Consider the following 20832-nt stretch of genomic DNA (forward strand, 5'->3'; position numbering starts at 1 on the left):
TTGGGTGAGATGTGTGTAGTTCATTATGCAATTTCGACTGGCCGGTCAAAAAGGCACAAATGCTATCGCATCTTGCCCTCATTAACCGGTACCGTTCATAAATTGCACTTCATCCTAGAATTCGCCATATAAAAATGGCGCTTAAAGTTAAAGCGCCATTTTTTTCGACAGTCGAATGATAGCTGACGATATTACTGAACGAACTTATTGAAGTTTCAAGAGGGCGTACTTTTTAAACGTACGACCTTTGTTACTTTGTTGTCGCTTAGCGTTCATGCTCGCGCTCCTTTAGCTTTTCTTTGTCTTCTCTTGCTGGCCCTTTTGCGGCAGGTATTTGCACCGGATTGGCTTTTCTTTCTGGTTCCTGACGCATCCTCATTTCATTTACCGGAACGTTCTGTACAGGCTTGATTTCTGGATATGCAGGCATGCTGACCGGTCTTTGTGGAGCGGGTGTGGGTGTTCCTTCGTTTGGACGGTATTGTGGCGGCGGATTATAGTTTTGCTGTTGCTGTTGCTGTTGCTGTTGCTGTTGCTGTTGCTGTTGCTGTTGCTGAGGCTGATAGTGTTCAGGCGCTAAAGGCGTTGCCGGATGTTGTTGTACTGATATTCCACTTGCCGCTGCTGGATGTGGCTGCGCGGGCATCGTTCCGGGCGTTGGAAGCGATGGTGGTTGACCATGTTGTGGCACTTGACCATATTGCGGTGCCGAGGTAGGCATTGGTGCAGGCATCGGCGATGGCGTCGCCTGATTGTTGAAATGTACTGGTTGTGGCGCTGGTAAATTGACCTGCCCATGCCCCGGCGAATAACTAGGAATAGGACGGGTTGACGCTGGTTCGGGTGCCATCGCTCTTACCACCGGTGGCATTTGTGCCGCCAGGTGTGATTGCGCTGGAATTGACCTATTCACAGCCTGGCCATTTGCCGTACTTCCCGGTGGCGCGATAATGGTCACGTTGTTGACAATCGTCGTATTGTGATTGGCCACCGTATTATTGCTGTTGTTCTCAATGTGCACGCGCATGCCTTCGCGCACAATCGGTGGCGCACCAGTGACAACTGCTGGCGACGTGCCGATCGGTGCTGGCACGATTAAGCCCCTTACAGAGCCTGGTGGCGCAGGAATGAATACGCCATCAGGACCAATTGGACGTGGTCCACGTATAACTCCGGGATTTACCGTCGCAAAAGTCAAATGGATTTGCAGTGAAGGTTGGATGAAATGCACCCCAGGAGCTGCCCAGAATCCATTGACAAACACGACGGCGCCACCGCGATTTTCATAGTATGGATGAACCCAGCAATAACCGAATCGCGGTGGTGCTGCCCAACGTCCATGTGCCCAGATCCAATTCCCTTGCCAGACCCAATAGCCGCCCGTCCATATTGCCGCATCATACGGTTGCGGTGGTGGTATTTCCACCAGCATTGGCGGCGGTGCCCACTCCACCATAATTGGTTCAGGTTGTACTAAAGGCGGTTCGACATAGACACTGACGACTTGCTCTGACCCCTGTTGCTGGCCATTTTCTGGATAGTATGTAGGGGGTGACGGTGGCTGTTGGTACACAACACGCGGAGGTGTGTGCACATAAATTCGTTCCGGTGGAGCTTGAACAACGCAGCCGCCAAGTCCGGCAACCGCTAGTAACGCTAATTTTTTCATATTTGTTCCATAGTATTAGGACGACTAAATCGCGTGTTGCCTGAACGCGTACAAAAGCGCTACGCAAGCTTGCCTATTGTCATGTGGTACAAACGTCACTCAATTGAATTTGGATGACGGCATGAGAGGTTGACGTGTAACGGAATGTAGGGCAATTCGCTTGCTTCCTACATCGTTAGAACGGGATAAGTAAATTCTTCATCTGCAACTCAGACTTGCTTATTTCGGCATCCTCTATCTCATCATCTTGCATAAGAACCAAAACTCATGCATATCATTTTTTGATACTTTCCAACATCTGATCGATAAATTCGCCATTGGCATCGCTGAATTTCAATCGAATTGGATACCACTCCAGATCAGGTGCGAGCCATATATCAAGCGTCTGATCTCTGGAATCTGGCGGCGGGGCTTTGCTAATATGAATGGTATTTTGTTCACCCATGGCCGTGCTGATTTTTTCACTGCCGATCACTTTGAATGTCCATACTTCTGCATCCCGACGCCCGGCAACAAACATTTTCCACTCGCTGCCGGCTTGGAATTTTTCACCTGCCGCACGTGCTTGTGCGACTAATTGCCAGGTGGCGCTGGTGCGATCTTGTTCGCCGCCTTTAATTGGATACGTATCGGCGGAGGCTGTGAAGCGTATCGTTTTACTGTCACGGTCAAAGTTACTGGTGGTGGCAGGTTTGCCGAAACGTTTTTCGATAAATTTGTCCGGTGCAAGACCGAACTCATCGATGTTTCCTACACTGCTTGCTTCGAGAATTTTCCCAAAAAGCATGGCGCGTGTTTCGGTCAAAATCTGATAGCTGTGGTTGGTCGTCATCCACTTAACATTTGCCGAACCGCCAAGAGAAATACCGCTTTGCCTGGCTTTGATGCTGTATTGCAATTCGGCTGCGGGTGGTAGTTGAAAAGCAACTTTGTTCGGCACATCTGCGCTATTGGCCAAGACGGTGCTGGTTGCACCAATGATCAAAAGAGCGCTATAAAAGAGAGATGAGGCGATAGATGGAACGCGCATATTAGTTTTCCGGGGAAGCATTGAATTGAATCTTATCGACGGTTTGAGTAGTAACTGCACCGTTTGGTTCCGTGTTACGTAGTTGTAGCGGAAACCAATGGTACGCGGGCGCGAACCAGAGTTCTAATGTTGAATTGTATAAACCTGTACGCGGCGGTCGAATGATATGCCAGGTCTGAATGTTACCGATTGACGTTTGAATTTCTTCTTGTCCCGAAATGACAAAAATAAATTTCTCTGCCTCGCGGTTTTCAGCTACTTGTATCGCTATTCTTCTACCTGTGACGAATTGTTCCGGCGCGGCAATTCCCAGACCGCTCAGCTGCATCATGATGGTGGCTTTATCTTGTGCGCCAGCGCTCAATGGCGTCACGGCGGTTGTCGCAGAGAAACTTATTATTTTTGTGTCGTAATGAAAATGCGTCGCTGTTTCTGCCCGGCCACGGCGGCTTTCAGTCATCTGTTGTGGCGCGATACCATATTGCCCAATGGTCCCTTCGCTTTGTAATTTGTAGAGGCGAAGCGTCGTTAGTAGTAAATCGAGCGATGCTTCAATTTGCATTTGATACGTGTTGTCCCTGGTCACCCATTGGATGTCACCGATGCCATAAACCGGATTCATGTTTTTTGCGACATACATGACCTTCATATGCATTTTGCCCGAAGGTGGGGGCAACACGCGCAGACTAGACAAATCTACAACGTCATCATCGGCAGATTTTTTGTTTGCGTCAGTTTGATTATTCTCAGTGCCAGACACCGTTGCATCAATGTCTTTCTCTCCCGCATTGCCGGTTGATGCATGCGCGGCTGGGATTTCTATTGGCGCTGGCAAGTTTTGTGGAGTGTCTCGTTCAAGATTTGAAGGTGGTGCTATCACATTATTTGTGTGAGGTTTATCAGTTAATTGAACGGTCGCTTTTTGGGTCGGGTGTGGTTCCGAATTTGTTTCTACTGTCGTTGCTACTTTAGTTGTTACTGTGGTTGCTACCGTGGTTGCTTCAGTGGTTGCTTCAGTGGTTGCTTCAGAGGCAGGCGTCAATTGAACAGCAACCAATTTTTCAGTTTGTGTTTTTTCGGTACTCGGCGCGGCGATGTCAGACAAGGTATCCCAGGCAAGATAATGTAATAGCAAAGCGATACTTGCAAAGGCCAGAAGCCGGAGTGGAAATCGAGTGTGAAAGATTGTTGGGTTGAGCAATTTCATATTGCCAGTGTAATCGTTCGCGCGCCGTGTGCGCAATTCACCAATGTCGGAAAGTGAGTCGATGCGGTTAAAATAGACCGCATAATCAATGACCTGATTAAGAAATGAGTCCTCGTATAGTGATGTGTTGACATCTGAAAGCTTGCGTCGACTTGTGAGACCCTTTTAAATTTATTCGAAAATAATACCATGCGTTTTTCTTTAGCTTTGTCGTTCATTAAACGCATTAGTGAGTTTTTTATTTACTCCTTGATGTTACTTTTTCTGATGTTAATGACATCAGCATCAGCATCTTCAATTACAGCGTCAGCCGCGTTTGAGACCACCGCAACACACCAGGGCAATCAGCTCAAAGCGGCATCAAAAAACCTCGCGCCGATCAGGATTGCGATGATAGAGGGAATGAGTGGCGCCTTTACCAACGCTGGGTTGGCGGTGCAACGTAATCTACAACTCGCGATAGATAATATTAATGCCCGGGGTGGCGTTAAATTGCCTGACGGCGCACATCGCTTGACACTGAGTATTATTGACAATAAACAAGGTGTCGAAGAATCACTGAATGCCTTTAAACAAGTGGCTGATCAGCACATTCCTTTTGTTGTCCAGGGAAATAGTTCCGCGGTAGCTTTGGCGTTAGTTGATGCGATCAATAAGCATAATCAACGCTTTCCTGAAAATCGCGTTTTATTTCTTAATTATTCTGCCGTTGATCCCGCGTTGACGAACGAAAAATGCAGCTATTGGCATTTTCGCTTTGATGCAAATGCAGATATGCGTATGCAAGTACTCACCGAAGTGATAAAAAACGATACGCATGCGAAAAATGTTTATTTGATTGGACAGGATTATAGTTTTGGACGGGGCGTGAATAAAATTGCGCGCGCTATGCTGGCGAGCAAACGACCTGATATGCATATTGTTGGCGAAGATTTGCATCCAATCGGGAAAATCAAAGATTTTGCGCCATATGCGGCCAAAATCAAAGCCAGTGGTGCTGATACTGTCATTACTGGTAATTGGGGAAATGATCTGACCTTGTTAATCAAAGCCGTCAGAGAATCTGGCATGAACCTGAAATTTTATACGTTTTATGGCAATGCCCTCGGCGCTCCTGCCGCCATCGGGGATGCTGGTGTTGGACGTGTGCGTGCCGTTGCTGAATGGCATCCAAACGTAGGCGGTAAAGCGAGTGATGAGTTTTATCAAGCTTTTCGCGTACGCTACGCAGAACCACAAGAGGATTACGTCCATTTGCGGATGCACGTCATGCTAGAGATGCTGAGCCGCGCCATAGAAAAAGCGCAGACGACGGAAGCCGCGGCGGTCGCCAAAGCACTGGAAGGTGCCCAATTCGTTAATGGCTTTCACCAGGCGCAAATGCGTGCACAAGATCATCAGTTGCTACAGCCTTTATATGTCTCAGTGATGCAAAAGCAAGGCGAAGCTGGCACCCGCTTTGACAACGAAGGCAGTGGCTATGGTTTTAGAACAGAAGCTTTTTTTGAATCGAGATTGACGGCATTGCCAAGCTCATGCAAGATGGACAGATAAGTAAGACTTGCGTAACAAGTCACAACGCCCCAAACACAGGAGTATTTTGATGAGTAATCCGTTTTCTGGTTCTGATTTTTCCGGTGCGAATTCGATGTCTGATCCGCTCGGCTTTATTAAAAATCTTTGGGGTAGTATGAATATTCCCGGCATGGTCGCGCCCCCAATGTCGCTCGATGAGTTAGATAAGAAAATCAAGGATTTGAAGACGGTAGAATCCTGGTTGACCGTCAACATGAATATGTTGCGGGGTACGATTCAGGCGCTAGAAGTGCAACGCGCGACGATCGCTGCGCTGCAATCCCTGGGAGAAAGTTTCGCTCAACACGCCCAACAGGCCACCGCAAGCGCTGCCCCTGCAAGCGCTTATGCAAGTCCGTCGCCATCGCCTTCGTCTTCTTCTACGGAGGCAACGAACCAAAGCAGTAATGCGGATTGGCCCATGCCCGCTGGTAGTCACAAGATTCCCGAGCCCGCGGTAGAAGACGAAGAAGACGAAGACGAAGACGAAGATATCGACATGCCGCCAGAACATATCGACCCGGCAAGTAGCGCAGCGCCTGAAGTAGCCAAGGCGACAGAAAATAGCGCCAAAACACACGCTGAGGCTGCTACACAGTCTGCTGATGCCAGCGCACCCTTTGCGACACCTGCAGCGTGGTGGGGCTTGTTACAAGATCAGTTTAAACAAGCCGTAAGCAAGGCCTTAGAAAGCGAACCAGGCATCGCCCAAAGTGTTGCCACTGCGACCAACAACGCCGATAACAATAAAAAACCAGCAGCGTCAAAGAAAGCCAGTGATAAACCAGCTACTGCAACCAAATCAAAGCCCAAAGCCACTACAAAAACAGTCGCCAAAGCAGTCACCAAAACCGCTCCAGCCAAAGCGAAGCCTGTCAGCAAAGCAGCAGCTAGCACAGTCATAAAAGCAAGCGTCAAGCCGCCATCAGCCCCTAAGAAGACGGCCGGAAAACCTGTAAAAAAATAACTGTCGTAAGGCGCGGGAGGTGCAACCCGCCATTCGAATTTACTCAATAAATCAGCGCGGGTTGTTCCCGTCCTATAGATGCGCAATTTTGTCATTCCTGCGTGCTTTTAGCTCGAATGACAAGTTTGCTTTGAATCAGCGTATCTGCGCAATGCAACAGGTCATTATGAATCCATCATGCGCCTTGCGCCACTTCCTCGATGAACTTCAATCTACATAATTCCCGAAAACGCTGTAAACCGCCAGAGAGGATTTTTTCCTGGTGATAAACCAGATAAAAGCGGCGATTAAGCTGTGCCCATGGCGTATGGATGGGCGCAAAGTCACCAGAGGCAAGTTTGTCGCTGATTGCCCGCGATGACACGCAAGCGATTCCCAGTCCGGTACCCACAGCACGTGAGATTGCTTCTGCGCTACCTAATTCCAATACGCTGTTGAGAACACCTAAATGCGGCGCAAATGCGGCCTCAGTGACCTCGCGTGAGCCAGAGCCCGGTTCACGTAGTACCCATGCCGCTTGCTTCAATTGCACTAACGCTGGTGTTGTATGCGCCAAAGGATGACTGGCATGGCAAAACAATTGCATCTGATCATGCAGCCATGGCTCTGCCACCAGACGGCTGTCGTGGCATGGCGCTTCGATCAGACCAAAGTCCGCCCTAAAACTTAAGATCGCTTCAACAACATCTTGGGAATTACCGATAGCGATTTCTAGACGGCTGTCTGGTTCCTGACGTAAGAACTGCGCCGCCAGTCCCGGCAATACGTCATTGCCTATCGTCATACTCGCATATAGACGCAAACGAACAGGAACGCCCGTTTTAAAGCTCTGCTCGATCTCGCTGGCGCCTTCTAACAGGGCTTCCGCCTTGGGCAGCAAATATCGGCCGTTTTCATTCAATTGCAAGCGCTTGCCGACGCGATTGAACAATGGTTCGCCTAATTGGTATTCCAGATCACTCAAAGCGCTGCTCGCTGCCGATTGTGATAGGGCCAGCTGACTTGCCGCCGCAGTGCCAGTACCAGCACGGGCGACAGCCACAAAGACTTCTAGTTGACGTAGCGTGATATGCATTAGGAATGACTCTCTTTGGCAGGGAAAATGGTCACATTCATTATATCGGTATTTCCGATATTGAATATAAAAACAATCTGTTTTACCTATTTATGCAAGCAAACTACACTGGCTTCACTTAAACGTTTTTTGCATAAGCATATACGCATCATGAATAAGCTCAATAAAGTAGCGGGTCTGGGTTTAACCGCAGCGATCGCCGCCATCGCTATAGGACTAAGTAGTAGTCAATTGGCACATCACACACATGCGTCTGCGTTGACCATCGCTTTATTGATCGGCATGTTGGTTGGCAACACGATTTATCCACGTATTGCGGCACATACAGCCGATGGCGTGGTTTTCTCTAAAAAAACCCTGTTACAGCTTGGGATTATTCTTTACGGTTTTAAGATCACGTTCCAACAAATCGGTCAGGTTGGCTGGGCAGGCATGTTGATTGATGCCACCGTTTTATGCTCAACTTTCTTTCTGGCCTATTACATTGGTACGCGTTTTTTTAAGCTTGATAGCAAAACCTCCATTTTGATCGGTGCCGGTAGCGCTATTTGCGGCTCATCGGCGATTCTGGCGACCGAAACCGTAGTCAAAGCCGACGCCGCAAAAGTCGCTGTCGCGGTTTCAACGGTGGTCATCTTTGGCACATTGGCGATGTTTATCTATCCTATGCTGTTTCAATTGAATCACCATCTGGGTTACTTAGTCGATGCACAAAGCTTTGGCATGTTCACTGGTTCAACCATGCATGATGTCGGTCAGGTCGTTGCTGCAGGTATGCAAATGGATGAAAACACTGCTGCGTCAGCGGTCATCACAAAAATGTTACGCGTCATGATGTTGGCACCATTTTTGGTTTGTTTGTCGATGTGGTGGGATAGCAAAAAAGCGCGTGCCCACGCTATACAAGGTGGACAAGCACCGGTAAAAGCGCCTATCACGATTCCTTGGTTTGCTCTGTTATTCATCGCGGTTGCAGGTGTGAATTCTCTGAACATATTGCCAACAGCCGTCAGCCAATTTGGCCTCACTCTTGACACTTGGGTTTTGGCAATGGCAACCGCTGGTCTGGGTCTGGCAACACATGTCAAAGCAATACGTCAGGCTGGTATGAAGCCTTTATTGCTGGCTGGCGTGATGTTTGCGTACTTAATTTTTGGCGGCGCAGCCATTAACCACATCATTCGCGCTATGTTTTAATCAGGGTACTCGACCCATTGCCCAAGCTGCATGGTAGATCCTTGCTGGGATGATATTGCGTGAGTCTTTGCTACGGACAGAAATAAGCTCTCGGTTAAGATGAAATCGATTGTTAAAATAGTAATTCACTCCCCGAAGTTGTCCTGTCACAGATTCTGGTAGATAATTGCGGCCATGAACGATATCTCTCAACTCCCCCCAATACCAGACCGCTTGTCGATTGATCCAAGCAGTCCTTACTTCAACCGTGACGTGTTCCAGCATGATGTCGGTATTAAATTCAACGACAAAGAGCGCCTCGACGTTGATGAATACTGCCTGAGCGAAGGTTGGATCAAAGTTTCTGCTGGTAAAACCCTGGACCGCAAGGGCAAGCCGATGTTGATCAAATTAAAAGGTAAAGTCGAAGCGTTTTACCGTTAAGATTTTCCTGATTTGTTTTCCGTATGGTGAAAACAAAGAATAATGACGCACTGACAAGTAATGACAAAACAAACATGGCTAGCCAGGTAAATCCAGCTAGCCATTTTTCTTCTGCTTAGCAGCTAACCATTCGAACGGCAGACGAAAGCCAATATGACGATCACCGAACTGCCTTACCGCGCGACCTGCGAGCAAGCATGCAACTGGCTAGCACACCAAACTGACGCCGCCTGGAATTTGGCGCGCTTGTTGGAGAATGGCCTCACCCCTTATGTCTGGCTTGATTACGACGTCGCAATGCCAGAGCTGTTTGGCGACGCGAATGGTGGATATGCCGCACCAATTTTTTTTAAAGACGATACACAGCGTTTAATTGACGGTAGTGAGGATGTTCTCATGACGATCACCAAAGACGTCGATAACATCGTCAGTCGCTTGCCTGCGCCCGGTATCCGCAAGAGCTTGCACGAATTACGCTTCTTGAAAAAAGACCTGCAAAAGTTACTAAAAAAAATGCAACAACAGGCTAACGCGGACGCCGCTCCGGTAGCTGTGGCATTAAGTGCGACCGAATCACAAGATGGCATTAACAAAACCCAGGTATTACTCGCTTTTTCAGGCTTGGCAAAAATTAATCTGGAGCAGGCAGTGGAGGGCGGACTGGCATTGTTTGGCGACGATGGGGCAAGAATTAAAAGCAGTACCAAAAAAGCAAAAAACAAATTTCTTTGGAATCCGGTGACCTTAGCGCTCGGTCTGAATGACTTGTATAGGGTACCCATGTCACGGCTGACGAAAGTTTTTCAGTCACACGATTTTCTGGATAGCTGGGAAGCGGAGTGGCAGAAAACGTTACACTTGCTCGACCATTGAGACGTTTACAAACTTGTAGCGGGCAATGAGTTGATGTCCTGGCGCAAAATCAAAATGGCTTCCTTGGTCCATTCAATCCGACTTTCTTCAAAGGCAATCCCCGCTTTGAGGATCAGATAGTGAACTTGCGCTTCACGTGACAAATCGGCAGCACTAAAATCGCGTTTTTCGATTTCTCGATAGGTTTGCAATTCTTGCTCGTGTAAACGCAGGCGGCGTTCAAATTCTTCCGCCAAACCCAGCGGCCCTACCGCCGCATCGGCGCGCAGCTTAACCATCATTTCATCGCGCAAACGGAACGGTTCGCTGTGCTCGCTCGCCCAGCTACGCAATTCCTTTTTGCCAGCGGCTAGAACTTCAAATTTTCGTTTACCGGCACGCCCCCCTTCCACCTCAACCGAACTGACCCAGCCTTGTTCTTCCATTCGAGCAAGTTCGCGATAAATCTGCTGGTGCGTTGCATGCCAGAAATAACCTATTGATTTATCAAAACGCCGCGCCAGCTCATAGCCAGAACAGGGCTTTTCGACAATAGAAGTTAATAAAGCGTGTTGTAAAGACATAGTTAGAGGGCATACTCAATCGGATTTGCATCAATTTTATATGCAACTGGTTGCATAAACAAACTTGTTTCGCTATTCTCATCGCATTAATGTTCAATTTTAAGTTGCTTAATTGCATCTCAAACTCAATTTACGAATTTACGAACTCACGAAGGAAACGCCATGTCTTTTTATCCGCACCTGACAAAGCCATTAGATCTTGGATTTACGACGTTACCCAATCGCCTATTGATGGGTTCAATGCACGTTGGGCTGGAAGAGGTTGACAATGGCTTTGAGCGCATGGCGGCATTCTACTCAGAGCGTGCCCGCGGTGGTGTGGCGTTGATGGTCACAGGCGGTATTGCACCTAATGAACGTGCGCGTCCTATGCATGGTGGCGCTATGTTGACGACCGAGGCTGAAGCAGAACATCACAAAATCGTGACCCATGCCGTGCATGAAGCTGGTGGCAAAATCGCCATGCAGATTTTACATTTTGGCCGCTATTCTTATCAGCCAACGTTGGTCGCGCCAAGTGCATTAAAAGCGCCAATCAACCCCTTTACACCGCACGCATTAACAACCTCAGAAGTTGAGGAAACGATCTCTGACTTTGTACGTTGCGCAGGACTGGCACAGTACGCTGGTTATGATGGTGTCGAGGTCATGGGATCAGAAGGCTATCTGATCAATGAATTTATTGCTGCTCGCACGAATCAACGCGATGATGAATGGGGCGGTGCCTATGAAAATCGGATTCGTTTTCCGATAGAAATCGTACGCCGTATACGTGAAAAAGTCGGTACTAACTTCATTATTATTTATCGCTTGTCCATGCTTGATCTGGTGGAAGGCGGATCGACTCTGGAAGAAGTCATCCAACTCGCGCAAGCCATTGAAGCGGCAGGCGCAACGATCATTAATACTGGTATCGGTTGGCATGAGGCACGTATCCCGACGATCGCGACGAAAGTTCCACGAGCTGCTTACGCCTGGGTCACACAAAAACTCAAAGGGCATGTCAACATTCCTTTGGTGGCGACGAATCGTATCAACACACCGGAAATCGCTGAACAATTATTGGCAGACAATTTCTGCGATATGGTTTCAATGGCCCGTCCGCTACTGGCAGACCCTCTGTTTTTCCGTAAAGCAGAACAAGGCAAAGCCGATGAAATTAACACCTGCATCGGATGTAATCAGGCGTGTCTGGATCATACCTTCGGTGGCAAATTGACTTCTTGTCTGGTGAATCCACGTGCCTGTCACGAAACTGAAATCATCGATGCACCAGTAACCACCGCAAAGAAAATTGCCGTTGTTGGCGCTGGTCCGGCTGGTTTGAGTTTTGCGACCACCGCTGCAAAGCGAGGCCATCACGTTACCTTGTTCGATGCCGCCCCTGAAATTGGCGGGCAATTTAATATTGCCAAGCAAGTGCCTGGCAAAGAAGAGTTCTATGAAACCTTGCGCTATTTTGCGAAGCAAATTCAATTGACGGGTGTTGAATTACGTTTGAATACCTTTGTGACGTCTGCTGATCTTGCTGACTTTGATGAAGTCATCTTAGCGACTGGCATCACGCCACGCACGCCAGATATTGACGGCATCAACCATGCCAAAGTATTGAATTATATCGACGTCATTAAAGAGAAAGCGCATGTTGGAAAAACGGTTGCGATTATTGGCGCTGGCGGTATAGGATTTGACGTTGCCGAATATCTGAGCCACAGCGGCACCAGCGCAAGCCTCGATCCTAAAAAGTTTTTTGCAGAGTGGGGCGTTGATACCGACTACAAAAATGTCGGTGGTCTGACAGAAGCGCATATAGAAGCATCGCCGAGGAATATCTATTTGTTGCAACGTAAGACCTCCAAAGTAGGGGATGGTCTTGGTAAAACGACCGGCTGGATTCACCGCACCGGTCTGAAAAATCACGGCGTACATATGTTTGCCGGCGTGACGTACAACAAAATCGACGATGCTGGTTTGCACGTCACATTTGATGGCCAACAAAAAACACTCCCAGTCGATAATGTGATTCTGTGTGCTGGACAGGAACCACGCCGTGACCTGCAAGCAGCATTGGAAGCGGCTGGCAAAGTCGTTCATCTCATCGGTGGTGCTGACGTTGCAGCAGAACTCGATGCTAAACGCGCGATCAATCAAGGCACACGTTTAGGCGCGTCGATTTGAGAAAAACATTTTACGACTGTCCTCACTTCCCCGCGCAGTGCCTCGACCTCTCACCGTCCCCCTTTCCTACTCTCCCGTTCGCGGGAGAGGGGAATGTTTCCTTAGAATGTTGTCGTTTCAGTGTCGATGCACTATCGTTTGTACAGCTAAAAATAAAACCTACGAATTTGGAGACAAGAATGCAAACACTACAACCAAAGGTCGCGGCAAGCCTTGCACAATGGCATCAGATGATCGCCATCAATGATTTGTCAGGTTTGATCAATATTCTTCATCCAGATGCAGTCTTCCGCTCACCCATGGCGCACAAGCCCTACGCGAGTGCGATTGCCGTCAATTTGATTTTGACGACCGTATCCAATGTTTTTAGTGAATTTCAATACCACCGTGAATTCGCTACCGATGATGGTCTCAGCGTGATTCTGGAATTTAGCGCCAATGTGCAGGACAAGCAACTCAAGGGCGTGGATATGATTCGTTTTGACGATGAAGGTAAGATCGTCGAGTTTGAAGTGATGGTTCGTCCTATGAGTGCGTTACAAGCGCTGGGTCAGGAAATGGCAAGCAAACTGGCGGCATTTCTACCGGCCTACAAAGCCTTGTAGCACGAACGCAAAGAGGTATTATCGGGATTTGGTGTTGATGGCAACGTCTCCCCACCCTACGTAAAAATCGCATGCGAGATATTTTTGTAGGGTGGGTGGAACCCATCACATCGACCAAAGTATCATACCCAATGATGACGCTATCACTTATTCGCAGTCCGTTTCAACCATCGCATCAGGCCACCCAGAAAAGGTAGTTTTTCGTATAACTCTTCGGCGGCATCCCAATAATCTCTGTGCATTTCTACTTTGCCATCGGCCGCAAAGCGAATATGTGTTGCACCGCGTATGCATTGCTCATTGGGGTTGAATTTTTTCATATAAAAATAAAACTCCCAACATAAAAATGCGGTATTTCCTTCCAATACCGTCGAGGTAATTCGGAAACGTGGCTTCTCAACTTGCACAAACATATGTTGAAAAATCCGCGTAACAGCCGGTAAGCCCCGGACTTCATTAAATGGATCTTTAAAGTAAGCATCGTTGGTGTAGACCGCAGAAAGATCTTGCGTTCGTTCTACCGTCAGCGTTTCAAAAAAATCTACCAGATGCTGTACGCTGGGTTGGTGATCCATCGTTCATAACTCCTTATAAACCAGTGACCTTGTGAACCAAATAAAAATAACTGCGATACGGTAACAAGCGTGCCAATCGTAACCAGTTGGTAAAACGCTTGGGAAAGTGAATATGAAAATCCCCTTTCTCTATGCCTTTGATTAAAGCGGCGGCTGCATCAGGCGCGGTCATTAGTGCTGGCATATCAAAGTCGTTTTTCTCTGTCAGCGGCGTTGCGACAAATCCTGGATTGATCAGGTATACCGCAATATTACGAGGATGTAAGTCGATATAAAGAGACTCGCATAAATTAATGATTGCCGCTTTGCTGGGGCCATAGACCAAGGCTTTCGGCAGACCCGATAGGCCTGCAACGGAAGCGACGATACCGAGACCGCCACCACCTTGTTTTAACAGGGTGGGTAAAACCACATCCAGGCAATGATAGACGCCGCGAACATTGATATCGAGTAAGCGATCAGCGGCAGCCATATCAAAGCTATCAGCACGCATTTCGTTATAAGTGCCTGCCACCACTAACACAAGATCAATCCTTGTCCAACGCTCTAAAAGACGTTCACTTGCCGCGTGTAAGCTAGCCAGATCGGTGATGTCTAAGGGTTCGATGACAGCGTGCGGACAGCCTGCGGCTGTTTCTTGCAAGCTGCCAAGGTGGCGGGCTGACAAGGCGACATCAGCGCCTTGGCTAAGCAATAAGCGTGCTGTTTCGGCGCCGATTCCTGTCGAGGCACCAATAACCCAAACCCGCTTGCTTTTCCAATCTTGGATAGGCGGGTTCATTTTGGTACGCCATCACGCTTAGTGAAAGATAAAGTGACGCTCCCCAATTCAAAGCCAAATTTGCGCATGATGGCACGATTGAGCATGACTTTATCGTCCATCAACACCATCAAATCATCGAAGTCGACATGATAGATGCTGCCATCGACAGGCAGTGCTAGCACATAATTCCAATGCAGAGTGTTACCTGAGACGATACCTTCAGCGTTACCAATCACATCGGCAGCAGTGCCCACAAAGTGATCCGGCGCCGTTTGTTTTAAAGTCCAGACGCGGCGTTGTTTCGTGCCATCGGCGTATTGGAAAGCTTCGTCTAAAGTGCCTGTGTCACCTTCCCAATGACATTGCATCACGACCGTAAAGCGTTTGACGATTTTTCCTGACCGATCCTGAAACATGCCCCAGGCATCCACCGTACCATTGAAATAAGTCCTTAAATCCAGGGCGGGCTTTTCTTGACGATAGATGGCGGGGTCGGTGCTGCTAGCGCAAGAGGCTAGTAGGAAGAGCATGCTGAGTACAGCCAGACAGCGCAAGTGGAATAAGGGTTTCATAGTGCATCCTTGGTCGGTGCTGCAATTCAATGAGAGGGAGGGTGAAGCGCGAGCAATTTTTTTCTTAAGTCAGGTGCTGAGGTGTGTGGGTCGAGCCATATCGCAAAAAATGCATTCGCGAAATCGGCATCACGAATTTCTCCCAACCACTTACCGTCCAGATAAAATCGTGCCGATTCATTGGGTACCAAAATGCCGGTAATATGCGAACCTTCTTTGACATCAGGGAACAGTGCAATCATTTGTTGCAACCAGATTTGACGCTGGCTGACGCTGCCTCGCTGCAGCTTTTCTATTTCTTGCAGACTGGCTTCGGCGATTTTTCGGCCGAGCAAGTTTCTGCTGTAACGCAAATCCAGAGCGATTTTTTGCTTGAGTTGATCACTCCAGCTGCCCGGGTCCGTCCACAGCGTTGCGTCATAGATGCTCAGGCCAAACCAGCGATATGTGCCTTGGCCCTGAATCACCGCTTGTGGCACTTCCGTCAGGATATAGGCGGGTGCATTTTGTGTAACCTGTACTGGCTCAGCGTAGGAGGTCGTCGCAACACCTAACCAGCAGGCTACAGCGCATGTTGCATGAATCCAAGCTCGCGGCATCATTTTTTTACTAACGTGAATTGCGCTACATCGATATTGTCAGCGCGGAATCCCGCTTCGCAATACGCCAGATAAAATTCCCACGTACGGATAAACTCATCATCAAATCCTTGCGCTTTCACCTCATTGATTTTTTCCATGAAGGTTTTACGCCATTCCAATAAAGTCCGCGCATAGTCCAGACCAAAAGTGAATGTATCAATCACTTCCAGCCCATGCTCTTCGGCGAGTTGTTGGAATATTTCTATTGATGGCAACATGCCACCCGGAAATATATACTGTTGAATGAAATCCGTACCTTTGCGATAGCGTTCAAATAGTTCATCGGCGATCACAATACTTTGAATACAAGCACGACCGCCAGATTTCAGATTCCGCTGCAAGCAGGAGAAATAGCCTGGCCAATAATCTTCACCAACTGCTTCAAACATTTCAATTGAAGCAATCGCATCATAATCGCCGTGGGCATCACGATAATCCTGAATCTGTAAGTCACTTCGCGCACGCAGGCCAGCGCGCTGTAAGCGTTCACGGGCGAAATGTAATTGCTCTGTTGAGAGCGTCAGCCCTGTGACATGCGCATTGGCGTCACGTGTTGCCATTTCTGCGAAACCACCCCAGCCACAACCGATTTCTAATACCTTTGCATCGGATGGTAACGCCAGCTGTTCTAAGATGCGTCGGTATTTTGTTTGCTGCGCATCATGTAAATTATCAACCTGATCGCCAGAAAATAAGGCACTCGAATAGGTCATCGACGGATCGAGCCACAGGCGGTAAAAATCATTACCGATATCGTAATGAGCATGAATATTTTTTTTACTGCCCGCCTTGGAATTGCGGTTCAAAAAATGTTTAATACGATACAGAAGATTTCCCCACCAAGTACCATAAATGACAGACTCTAACTGAGCGCGGTTACGGGTAATAAGTTCAATTAAGCCCGCCAGATTACTGCTCGTCCAGTGACCGGCGATATAACTTTCAGCGAAACCAATGTCGCCGGATTTAAGAACGGCACGGTAGATTTGCCAGTTCTTCAGATTCAAAGAGACATGCCGGTTACCGTCGTCAGCACGACCGAAATGGGCAATCTGGCCATCAGGGAAATGGACCGTTAAAGTTCCGTGTTCTAATCGATGAAGTAAGCCAACTACAAAACGCGCTTCCGCGGGAAAATGTCCCATGTCTAGTTGGTTCTCACGGGCGTTGGTTGTCGTGACAGTAGGGTGTAGTGTGCTCATCGGCTCACCTCTTCGGATGGTGGTTTTGGTTTAGAAAAGAAAGGGACTCGTTTGATGAATAGCCTGAGTGCCTGAATGTGAATTCTCAGAACAACGCCAACGGTCATCAATGGGTAGCTAACCATCAGACTCAGAATTTTTCTGTCGTTTAGCGTACATTCGGTGCCGACAATGCTCGTCAGTAATAAGGGTCCGGTCGCATCATCGTAATCAATTTTTGCAATGTGCCGATGGCTGGTCAAGCCGTCGTCTGTGCTTGCTTTTTGCAAGAAGCGAAAGCGATATTGACCCTCGACAGCACAAAATGGTGATACATGAAAAATCTTCTTTGCTTTCAGTTCTTCACCATTTCTCATCTTGTCGCCATGCTCCAACAAATACACATGTTTCTCGCCGAAGGTGTTGCGCACTTCACATACAATCGCACGCAAGCTACCGTCAGTGCGGTGGCAAAACCAGAATGAGACCGGATTAAACACATAACCTAGTACCCGAGGAAAACATTGCAACCAGATTTCGCCTTTGGCATCGTGTATATGTTCAGACTCCAGCAATTGATCGATCCAGACGGTTGGACTCTTCTTCCCATCACCATGATCCTTATCAAAAAATGACAACAGATTGAAGCGATTGTGTGAGAACCAACGACTATGACTTACCTCGATGGAGGTTGCCATTGCCCGCATGGGTAGCCGTAGGAAATAGACGCCATACCTGAATGCATTTTTCGCCGGCCGCAGGCGCATGTGCGCTACTTCGCCTTCACAGAGACGTATAGCAGGCAAGCTTGTGAGCACGTGAGGTAATGTCATTTTAGGCGGCTCTGCCTTGCGATTTTTTTGCTGCTTCCGCACGTTCAATAAGTGCTCTAGCGACGTTTAAGCCTGATGTCAGACCATCTTCATGAAAGCCATAATTGGTCCATGCACCGGCAAACCAGACTCCCCGCTTACCTTGAATATCTGCTAACTGTTGCTGTGCGCGGATCGCAGCTTTATCGAAAACCGGATGTGCATAATCGAAACTGGCGATCACGTTGTCAGTACGCGGTTCTTCAATTGGATTCAGTGTCACAATCACTGGTGTCGTGAATGGCAATGGCTGTAAATGATTAAGCAAATAGTGGACACAAACCCGGCTTTCGTCCCCTGATTTGCTTTCATAATTCCATGCCGACCAGGTTTTTTTGTTCTCAGGGAGAAAGCGGCTATCCGTATGCAAGACAGCACGATTTGCCTGGTATTGAACGGCAGAAAGGATTTGTTTTTCTCTTTCGTTGGCATCGGTGAGTAATTGTAAACTTTGATCACTATGCGCCGCCATCACGACTTCATCAAACTCTTGCAAGCCTTTTGTTGAATGTACGACCATATTGCCCTGAGCGCTGGCGTAGACCGCTTTTACAGCGGTATTCAGGTAACGGTGGGCGATGTGTGGCAACATCTTTTCAACGTAATGTCGCGCACCGCCGCGTACCGTGTACCACTGTGGTCGGTTGGTAATTTGTAGCAAGCCGTGGTTATGGCAAAAATTCACAAACGAGGCCACCGGAAACGCCATCATCGTCGAGGTAGGACAAGACCAGATGCACGCCGCCATTGGTAACAGATACCAATGACGAAATTCTTTGCTGTAGTGATGTTGATCGAGAAAGTGACCTAATGGCGTTTGAAATTCTTGCGCATCTTTACGCAAAGCCAAAGCGGTAGTTTGGCGGTTAAAGCGCACGATATCGCGCAGCATGCGCAGAAAACCCGGGCTGACTAGATTGCGTTTTTGTGCAAATACCGTGCTCAGATCTGCGCCGCCCCATTCCAGGGTTCTCTTGCCGAGTGGCATTTTGACTGAGAACGACATGTCGGTCGCAGCGGTTTCAATTTCTAGTTCTTCAAATAAGCGCACCAGATTGGGGTAGGTTTTATGGTTAAACACCAAAAAACCCGTATCAACGCCATAAGTCTGCTGATCGAGCGTAACGTCGACCGTATGCGTATGACCGCCGAAATAGCCGTTTGCCTCAAACAAGCTCACTTCATGTCCGGCCTTGCTAAGCTCGTAGGCACTGGATAGACCGGAGATGCCGGAACCGATCACTGCAATATTCATCATGACGCCGTCTCAATTTGAGGTGATTTAAATGCTGGAATTACAAAAATAAGACTATTTAGAGTCAATTTAATAAATAATTAACACAAATAGCAAGAAGATTTACCACGCAAATTTATCTGTTAGGATAAAATGTGACCACTAATTTCATTTCGTGACTCATTAGTCACAAAATATACTACAAAGTCTTCTTTTGTGCAGAAAAATCATGCAAATAAAAATTCCTTTTAAAAAACAGCAGTTTGATGCACGTGAAGAAGCCATCATTGATGCGGTCAATCGTCTATTGTCCGAAAAAGGTTATGACCTGATGACGATGGATGATGTCGCTGACGCCGTCGGTATTGCCAAAGGTAGCCTTTACAAACATTTTTCATCGAAAGAACGTCTGGCCGCCGCTGCGTTAACCCGCTTGTTGAAAGCGACGCTGGAAGAATTGGAGGGTTTGTCGGATGAGCAGCCTGCCATTCATAAAATTAAACACATTCTTGCCTGGTCCTTGCGCTTGCGCTTACAAGGTGGCGTGCCACATCTGCCCTCGACGAGTCTGACCTTGCAGCGAAGCCTGATGCTGAATCTGGATTATGTCATGGTAGCCTTGAAGGTGCATAAGCGTTTTCATGCAATGGTCGCGGCTGCGCGTGTTCAAGGAGCGCTGACACCGCAGGTGCCGGACGATGTGCTCGTCTATGCCCTGTACTCAAGAGCCTGTGACCCGACGATGGAATTTTTGCTGCGGGATAAAAAACTCAGCCACGAACAAATTGTGGATGCGATGGTACATGCGACGATTGGTGGCTTTTTGTCAGACCAGGCGCGGATTACCGAGCTGTAGTTAATTGCGCTGACCACTTCACTCGGCGCCACCCCTACCTCCCCTTTCACCATGCTGAGGGGAGGCAAAGTCAAACTGCCAGATTATTGCGCCAAGGCTTTTTCGATATCCGCCACCAATTTTTTATCGTCTGGTGTCGTGATACTTGAATAGGACTGAACAACATTGCCTTTGCGGTCGATCAGGTATTTATAGAAATTCCATTTCGGTGTCGTACCAGTGGCTTTGATCAGTTCTGCATGCAAAGGATTCACCTGGTCGCCTTTGACCGATGACTTGGCAAACATAGGAAATTTCACGCCATAAGTATTAAAGCAAAAGTCTGCAATTTCTTTGCTATTCCCCGGCTCTTGCTTGCCGAAATCATTGGATGGGAAGCCTAACACCACCAAGCCCTTGTCCGCATATTTAGCGTACATCTTTTCCAGGCCTTCATACTGGTTGGTAAAACCGCAATAACTTGCCGTATTCACTACCAATGCCACTTTACCTTTGTATTGACATAAATTTTGTGGGCTATCGTCTTGCAGGCGATTAAATGTGTGTTGCAAGATCGCCGGGCACGCTTCGGTGGTATCGGCGAAAGCGGTTCCCGAAAAACTGACTAGTAAAGAAGCCATGCTAAAAATTAATTTGCTGTTCATGTCGGACTCCAGATTGAGAGACTGCCATAGTAGCCGAGACGGAAAAATTCTGCTGAATACCGTCTTTATATGAAATTTGTATATAGATTGACGAAAAACTTCGTTTTAAAATATAAAGCGCCGATTTATCCT

General features: G+C 47.9%; 21 protein-coding genes. 8 read left to right on the forward strand and 13 right to left on the reverse strand.

The window, feature by feature from the left end:
• Nucleotides 1-265: 265 nt before the first annotated feature.
• From ACO0K1_RS13115 to ACO0K1_RS13125, 3 genes are all read right to left on the reverse strand, one after another.
• Nucleotides 266-1669: a hypothetical protein gene (locus tag ACO0K1_RS13115; RefSeq protein ID WP_423026401.1), complete on the reverse strand. Its 1404-nt coding sequence runs from the start codon at nt 1667-1669 to the stop codon at nt 266-268.
• A 274-nt stretch (nt 1670-1943) separates the two neighbouring features.
• A complete protein-coding gene (locus ACO0K1_RS13120; RefSeq protein ID WP_423026403.1) occupies nt 1944-2699 on the reverse strand; it encodes a DUF3108 domain-containing protein in 756 nt (251 codons plus the stop codon).
• A 1-nt stretch (nt 2700) separates the two neighbouring features.
• Nucleotides 2701-3906 carry a DUF3108 domain-containing protein gene (locus ACO0K1_RS13125; protein ID WP_423026405.1) on the reverse strand — a complete coding sequence of 402 codons (1206 nt, stop codon included), beginning with the start codon at nt 3904-3906 and terminating at the stop codon, nt 2701-2703.
• Between the two features lie 252 nt (nt 3907-4158).
• On the opposite strand from ACO0K1_RS13125, the gene ACO0K1_RS13130 reads away from it, so the two are divergent.
• Both ACO0K1_RS13130 and ACO0K1_RS13135 read left to right on the forward strand, forming a co-directional pair.
• Nucleotides 4159-5460, forward strand: a complete 1302-nt coding sequence (locus tag ACO0K1_RS13130; RefSeq protein WP_423026522.1) for a branched-chain amino acid ABC transporter substrate-binding protein — start codon at nt 4159-4161, stop codon at nt 5458-5460.
• A gap of 49 nt (nt 5461-5509) precedes the next feature.
• Nucleotides 5510-6448 (forward strand): PhaM family polyhydroxyalkanoate granule multifunctional regulatory protein, encoded by a 939-nt coding sequence (locus tag ACO0K1_RS13135; protein WP_423026407.1) that lies wholly within the window; start codon nt 5510-5512, stop codon nt 6446-6448.
• Nucleotides 6449-6623: 175 nt separating this feature from the next.
• Here the strand turns inward: ACO0K1_RS13135 and ACO0K1_RS13140 are convergent, their stop codons facing one another.
• Complete coding sequence (locus ACO0K1_RS13140; RefSeq protein ID WP_423026409.1) at nt 6624-7523, reverse strand: LysR family transcriptional regulator; 900 nt, start codon at nt 7521-7523, stop codon at nt 6624-6626.
• 150 nt (nt 7524-7673) lie between these two features.
• Here ACO0K1_RS13140 and ACO0K1_RS13145 point away from each other — a divergent pair, with 150 nt between their 5' ends.
• From ACO0K1_RS13145 to ACO0K1_RS13155, 3 genes are all read left to right on the forward strand, one after another.
• Nucleotides 7674-8720 (forward strand): YeiH family protein, encoded by a 1047-nt coding sequence (locus ACO0K1_RS13145; protein WP_423026411.1) that lies wholly within the window; start codon nt 7674-7676, stop codon nt 8718-8720.
• A 174-nt stretch (nt 8721-8894) separates the two neighbouring features.
• On the forward strand, nt 8895-9143 hold the full coding sequence (locus tag ACO0K1_RS13150) for a DUF3297 family protein (protein ID WP_423026413.1): 249 nt from the start codon (nt 8895-8897) through the stop codon (nt 9141-9143).
• A 153-nt stretch (nt 9144-9296) separates the two neighbouring features.
• Complete coding sequence (locus tag ACO0K1_RS13155; RefSeq protein WP_423026415.1) at nt 9297-10016, forward strand: hypothetical protein; 720 nt, start codon at nt 9297-9299, stop codon at nt 10014-10016.
• A gap of 5 nt (nt 10017-10021) precedes the next feature.
• On the opposite strand, the gene ACO0K1_RS13160 is transcribed toward ACO0K1_RS13155, so the two are convergent.
• On the reverse strand, nt 10022-10579 hold the full coding sequence (locus ACO0K1_RS13160; protein ID WP_423026417.1) for a PadR family transcriptional regulator: 558 nt from the start codon (nt 10577-10579) through the stop codon (nt 10022-10024).
• 162 nt (nt 10580-10741) lie between these two features.
• Between ACO0K1_RS13160 and ACO0K1_RS13165 the strand changes: the two genes are divergently transcribed.
• Together ACO0K1_RS13165 and ACO0K1_RS13170 are read left to right on the forward strand one after the other, a co-directional pair.
• Nucleotides 10742-12757: an FAD-dependent oxidoreductase gene (locus ACO0K1_RS13165; protein ID WP_423026419.1), complete on the forward strand. Its 2016-nt coding sequence runs from the start codon at nt 10742-10744 to the stop codon at nt 12755-12757.
• A gap of 179 nt (nt 12758-12936) precedes the next feature.
• Nucleotides 12937-13362 (forward strand): nuclear transport factor 2 family protein, encoded by a 426-nt coding sequence (locus ACO0K1_RS13170; RefSeq protein WP_423026421.1) that lies wholly within the window; start codon nt 12937-12939, stop codon nt 13360-13362.
• Between the two features lie 143 nt (nt 13363-13505).
• On the opposite strand, the gene ACO0K1_RS13175 is transcribed toward ACO0K1_RS13170, so the two are convergent.
• From ACO0K1_RS13175 to ACO0K1_RS13205, 7 genes are read right to left on the reverse strand one after another with little or no spacing between them, the layout of a single operon-like run.
• Nucleotides 13506-13937, reverse strand: a complete 432-nt coding sequence (locus tag ACO0K1_RS13175) for a nuclear transport factor 2 family protein (protein ID WP_423026423.1) — start codon at nt 13935-13937, stop codon at nt 13506-13508.
• Between the two features lie 13 nt (nt 13938-13950).
• Nucleotides 13951-14718 carry an SDR family NAD(P)-dependent oxidoreductase gene (locus ACO0K1_RS13180; protein WP_423026425.1) on the reverse strand — a complete coding sequence of 256 codons (768 nt, stop codon included), beginning with the start codon at nt 14716-14718 and terminating at the stop codon, nt 13951-13953.
• Nucleotides 14715-15272 carry a DUF3833 domain-containing protein gene (locus ACO0K1_RS13185; RefSeq protein ID WP_423026427.1) on the reverse strand — a complete coding sequence of 186 codons (558 nt, stop codon included), beginning with the start codon at nt 15270-15272 and terminating at the stop codon, nt 14715-14717. Before ACO0K1_RS13185 ends, ACO0K1_RS13180 begins: the two co-directional genes overlap by 4 nt.
• Nucleotides 15273-15298: 26 nt before the next feature.
• Entirely contained in the window at nt 15299-15874 is a 576-nt protein-coding gene (locus ACO0K1_RS13190; protein ID WP_423026429.1) for a chalcone isomerase family protein, read from the reverse strand.
• Nucleotides 15871-17115 (reverse strand): class I SAM-dependent methyltransferase, encoded by a 1245-nt coding sequence (locus tag ACO0K1_RS13195; protein WP_423026431.1) that lies wholly within the window; start codon nt 17113-17115, stop codon nt 15871-15873. The genes ACO0K1_RS13190 and ACO0K1_RS13195 overlap by 4 nt, the downstream gene beginning before the upstream one ends.
• Nucleotides 17112-17927 (reverse strand): DUF1365 domain-containing protein, encoded by an 816-nt coding sequence (locus ACO0K1_RS13200; RefSeq protein WP_423026433.1) that lies wholly within the window; start codon nt 17925-17927, stop codon nt 17112-17114. Before ACO0K1_RS13200 ends, ACO0K1_RS13195 begins: the two co-directional genes overlap by 4 nt.
• A 1-nt stretch (nt 17928) precedes the next feature.
• The gene (locus tag ACO0K1_RS13205) at nt 17929-19221 is read right to left on the reverse strand and encodes an NAD(P)/FAD-dependent oxidoreductase (RefSeq protein ID WP_423026524.1); all 1293 of its coding nucleotides are present in this window, start codon (nt 19219-19221) and stop codon (nt 17929-17931) included.
• Nucleotides 19222-19429: 208 nt separating this feature from the next.
• On the opposite strand from ACO0K1_RS13205, the gene ACO0K1_RS13210 reads away from it, so the two are divergent.
• A complete protein-coding gene (locus tag ACO0K1_RS13210) occupies nt 19430-20056 on the forward strand; it encodes a TetR/AcrR family transcriptional regulator (protein ID WP_423026435.1) in 627 nt (208 codons plus the stop codon).
• An 83-nt stretch (nt 20057-20139) separates the two neighbouring features.
• Here the strand turns inward: ACO0K1_RS13210 and ACO0K1_RS13215 are convergent, their stop codons facing one another.
• Nucleotides 20140-20676, reverse strand: a complete 537-nt coding sequence (locus ACO0K1_RS13215; RefSeq protein WP_423026526.1) for a glutathione peroxidase — start codon at nt 20674-20676, stop codon at nt 20140-20142.
• Nucleotides 20677-20832: the final 156 nt, after the last annotated feature.

Source organism: Undibacterium sp. SXout20W, assembly GCF_049340285.1.
Taxonomy (GTDB): domain Bacteria; phylum Pseudomonadota; class Gammaproteobacteria; order Burkholderiales; family Burkholderiaceae_D; genus Undibacterium.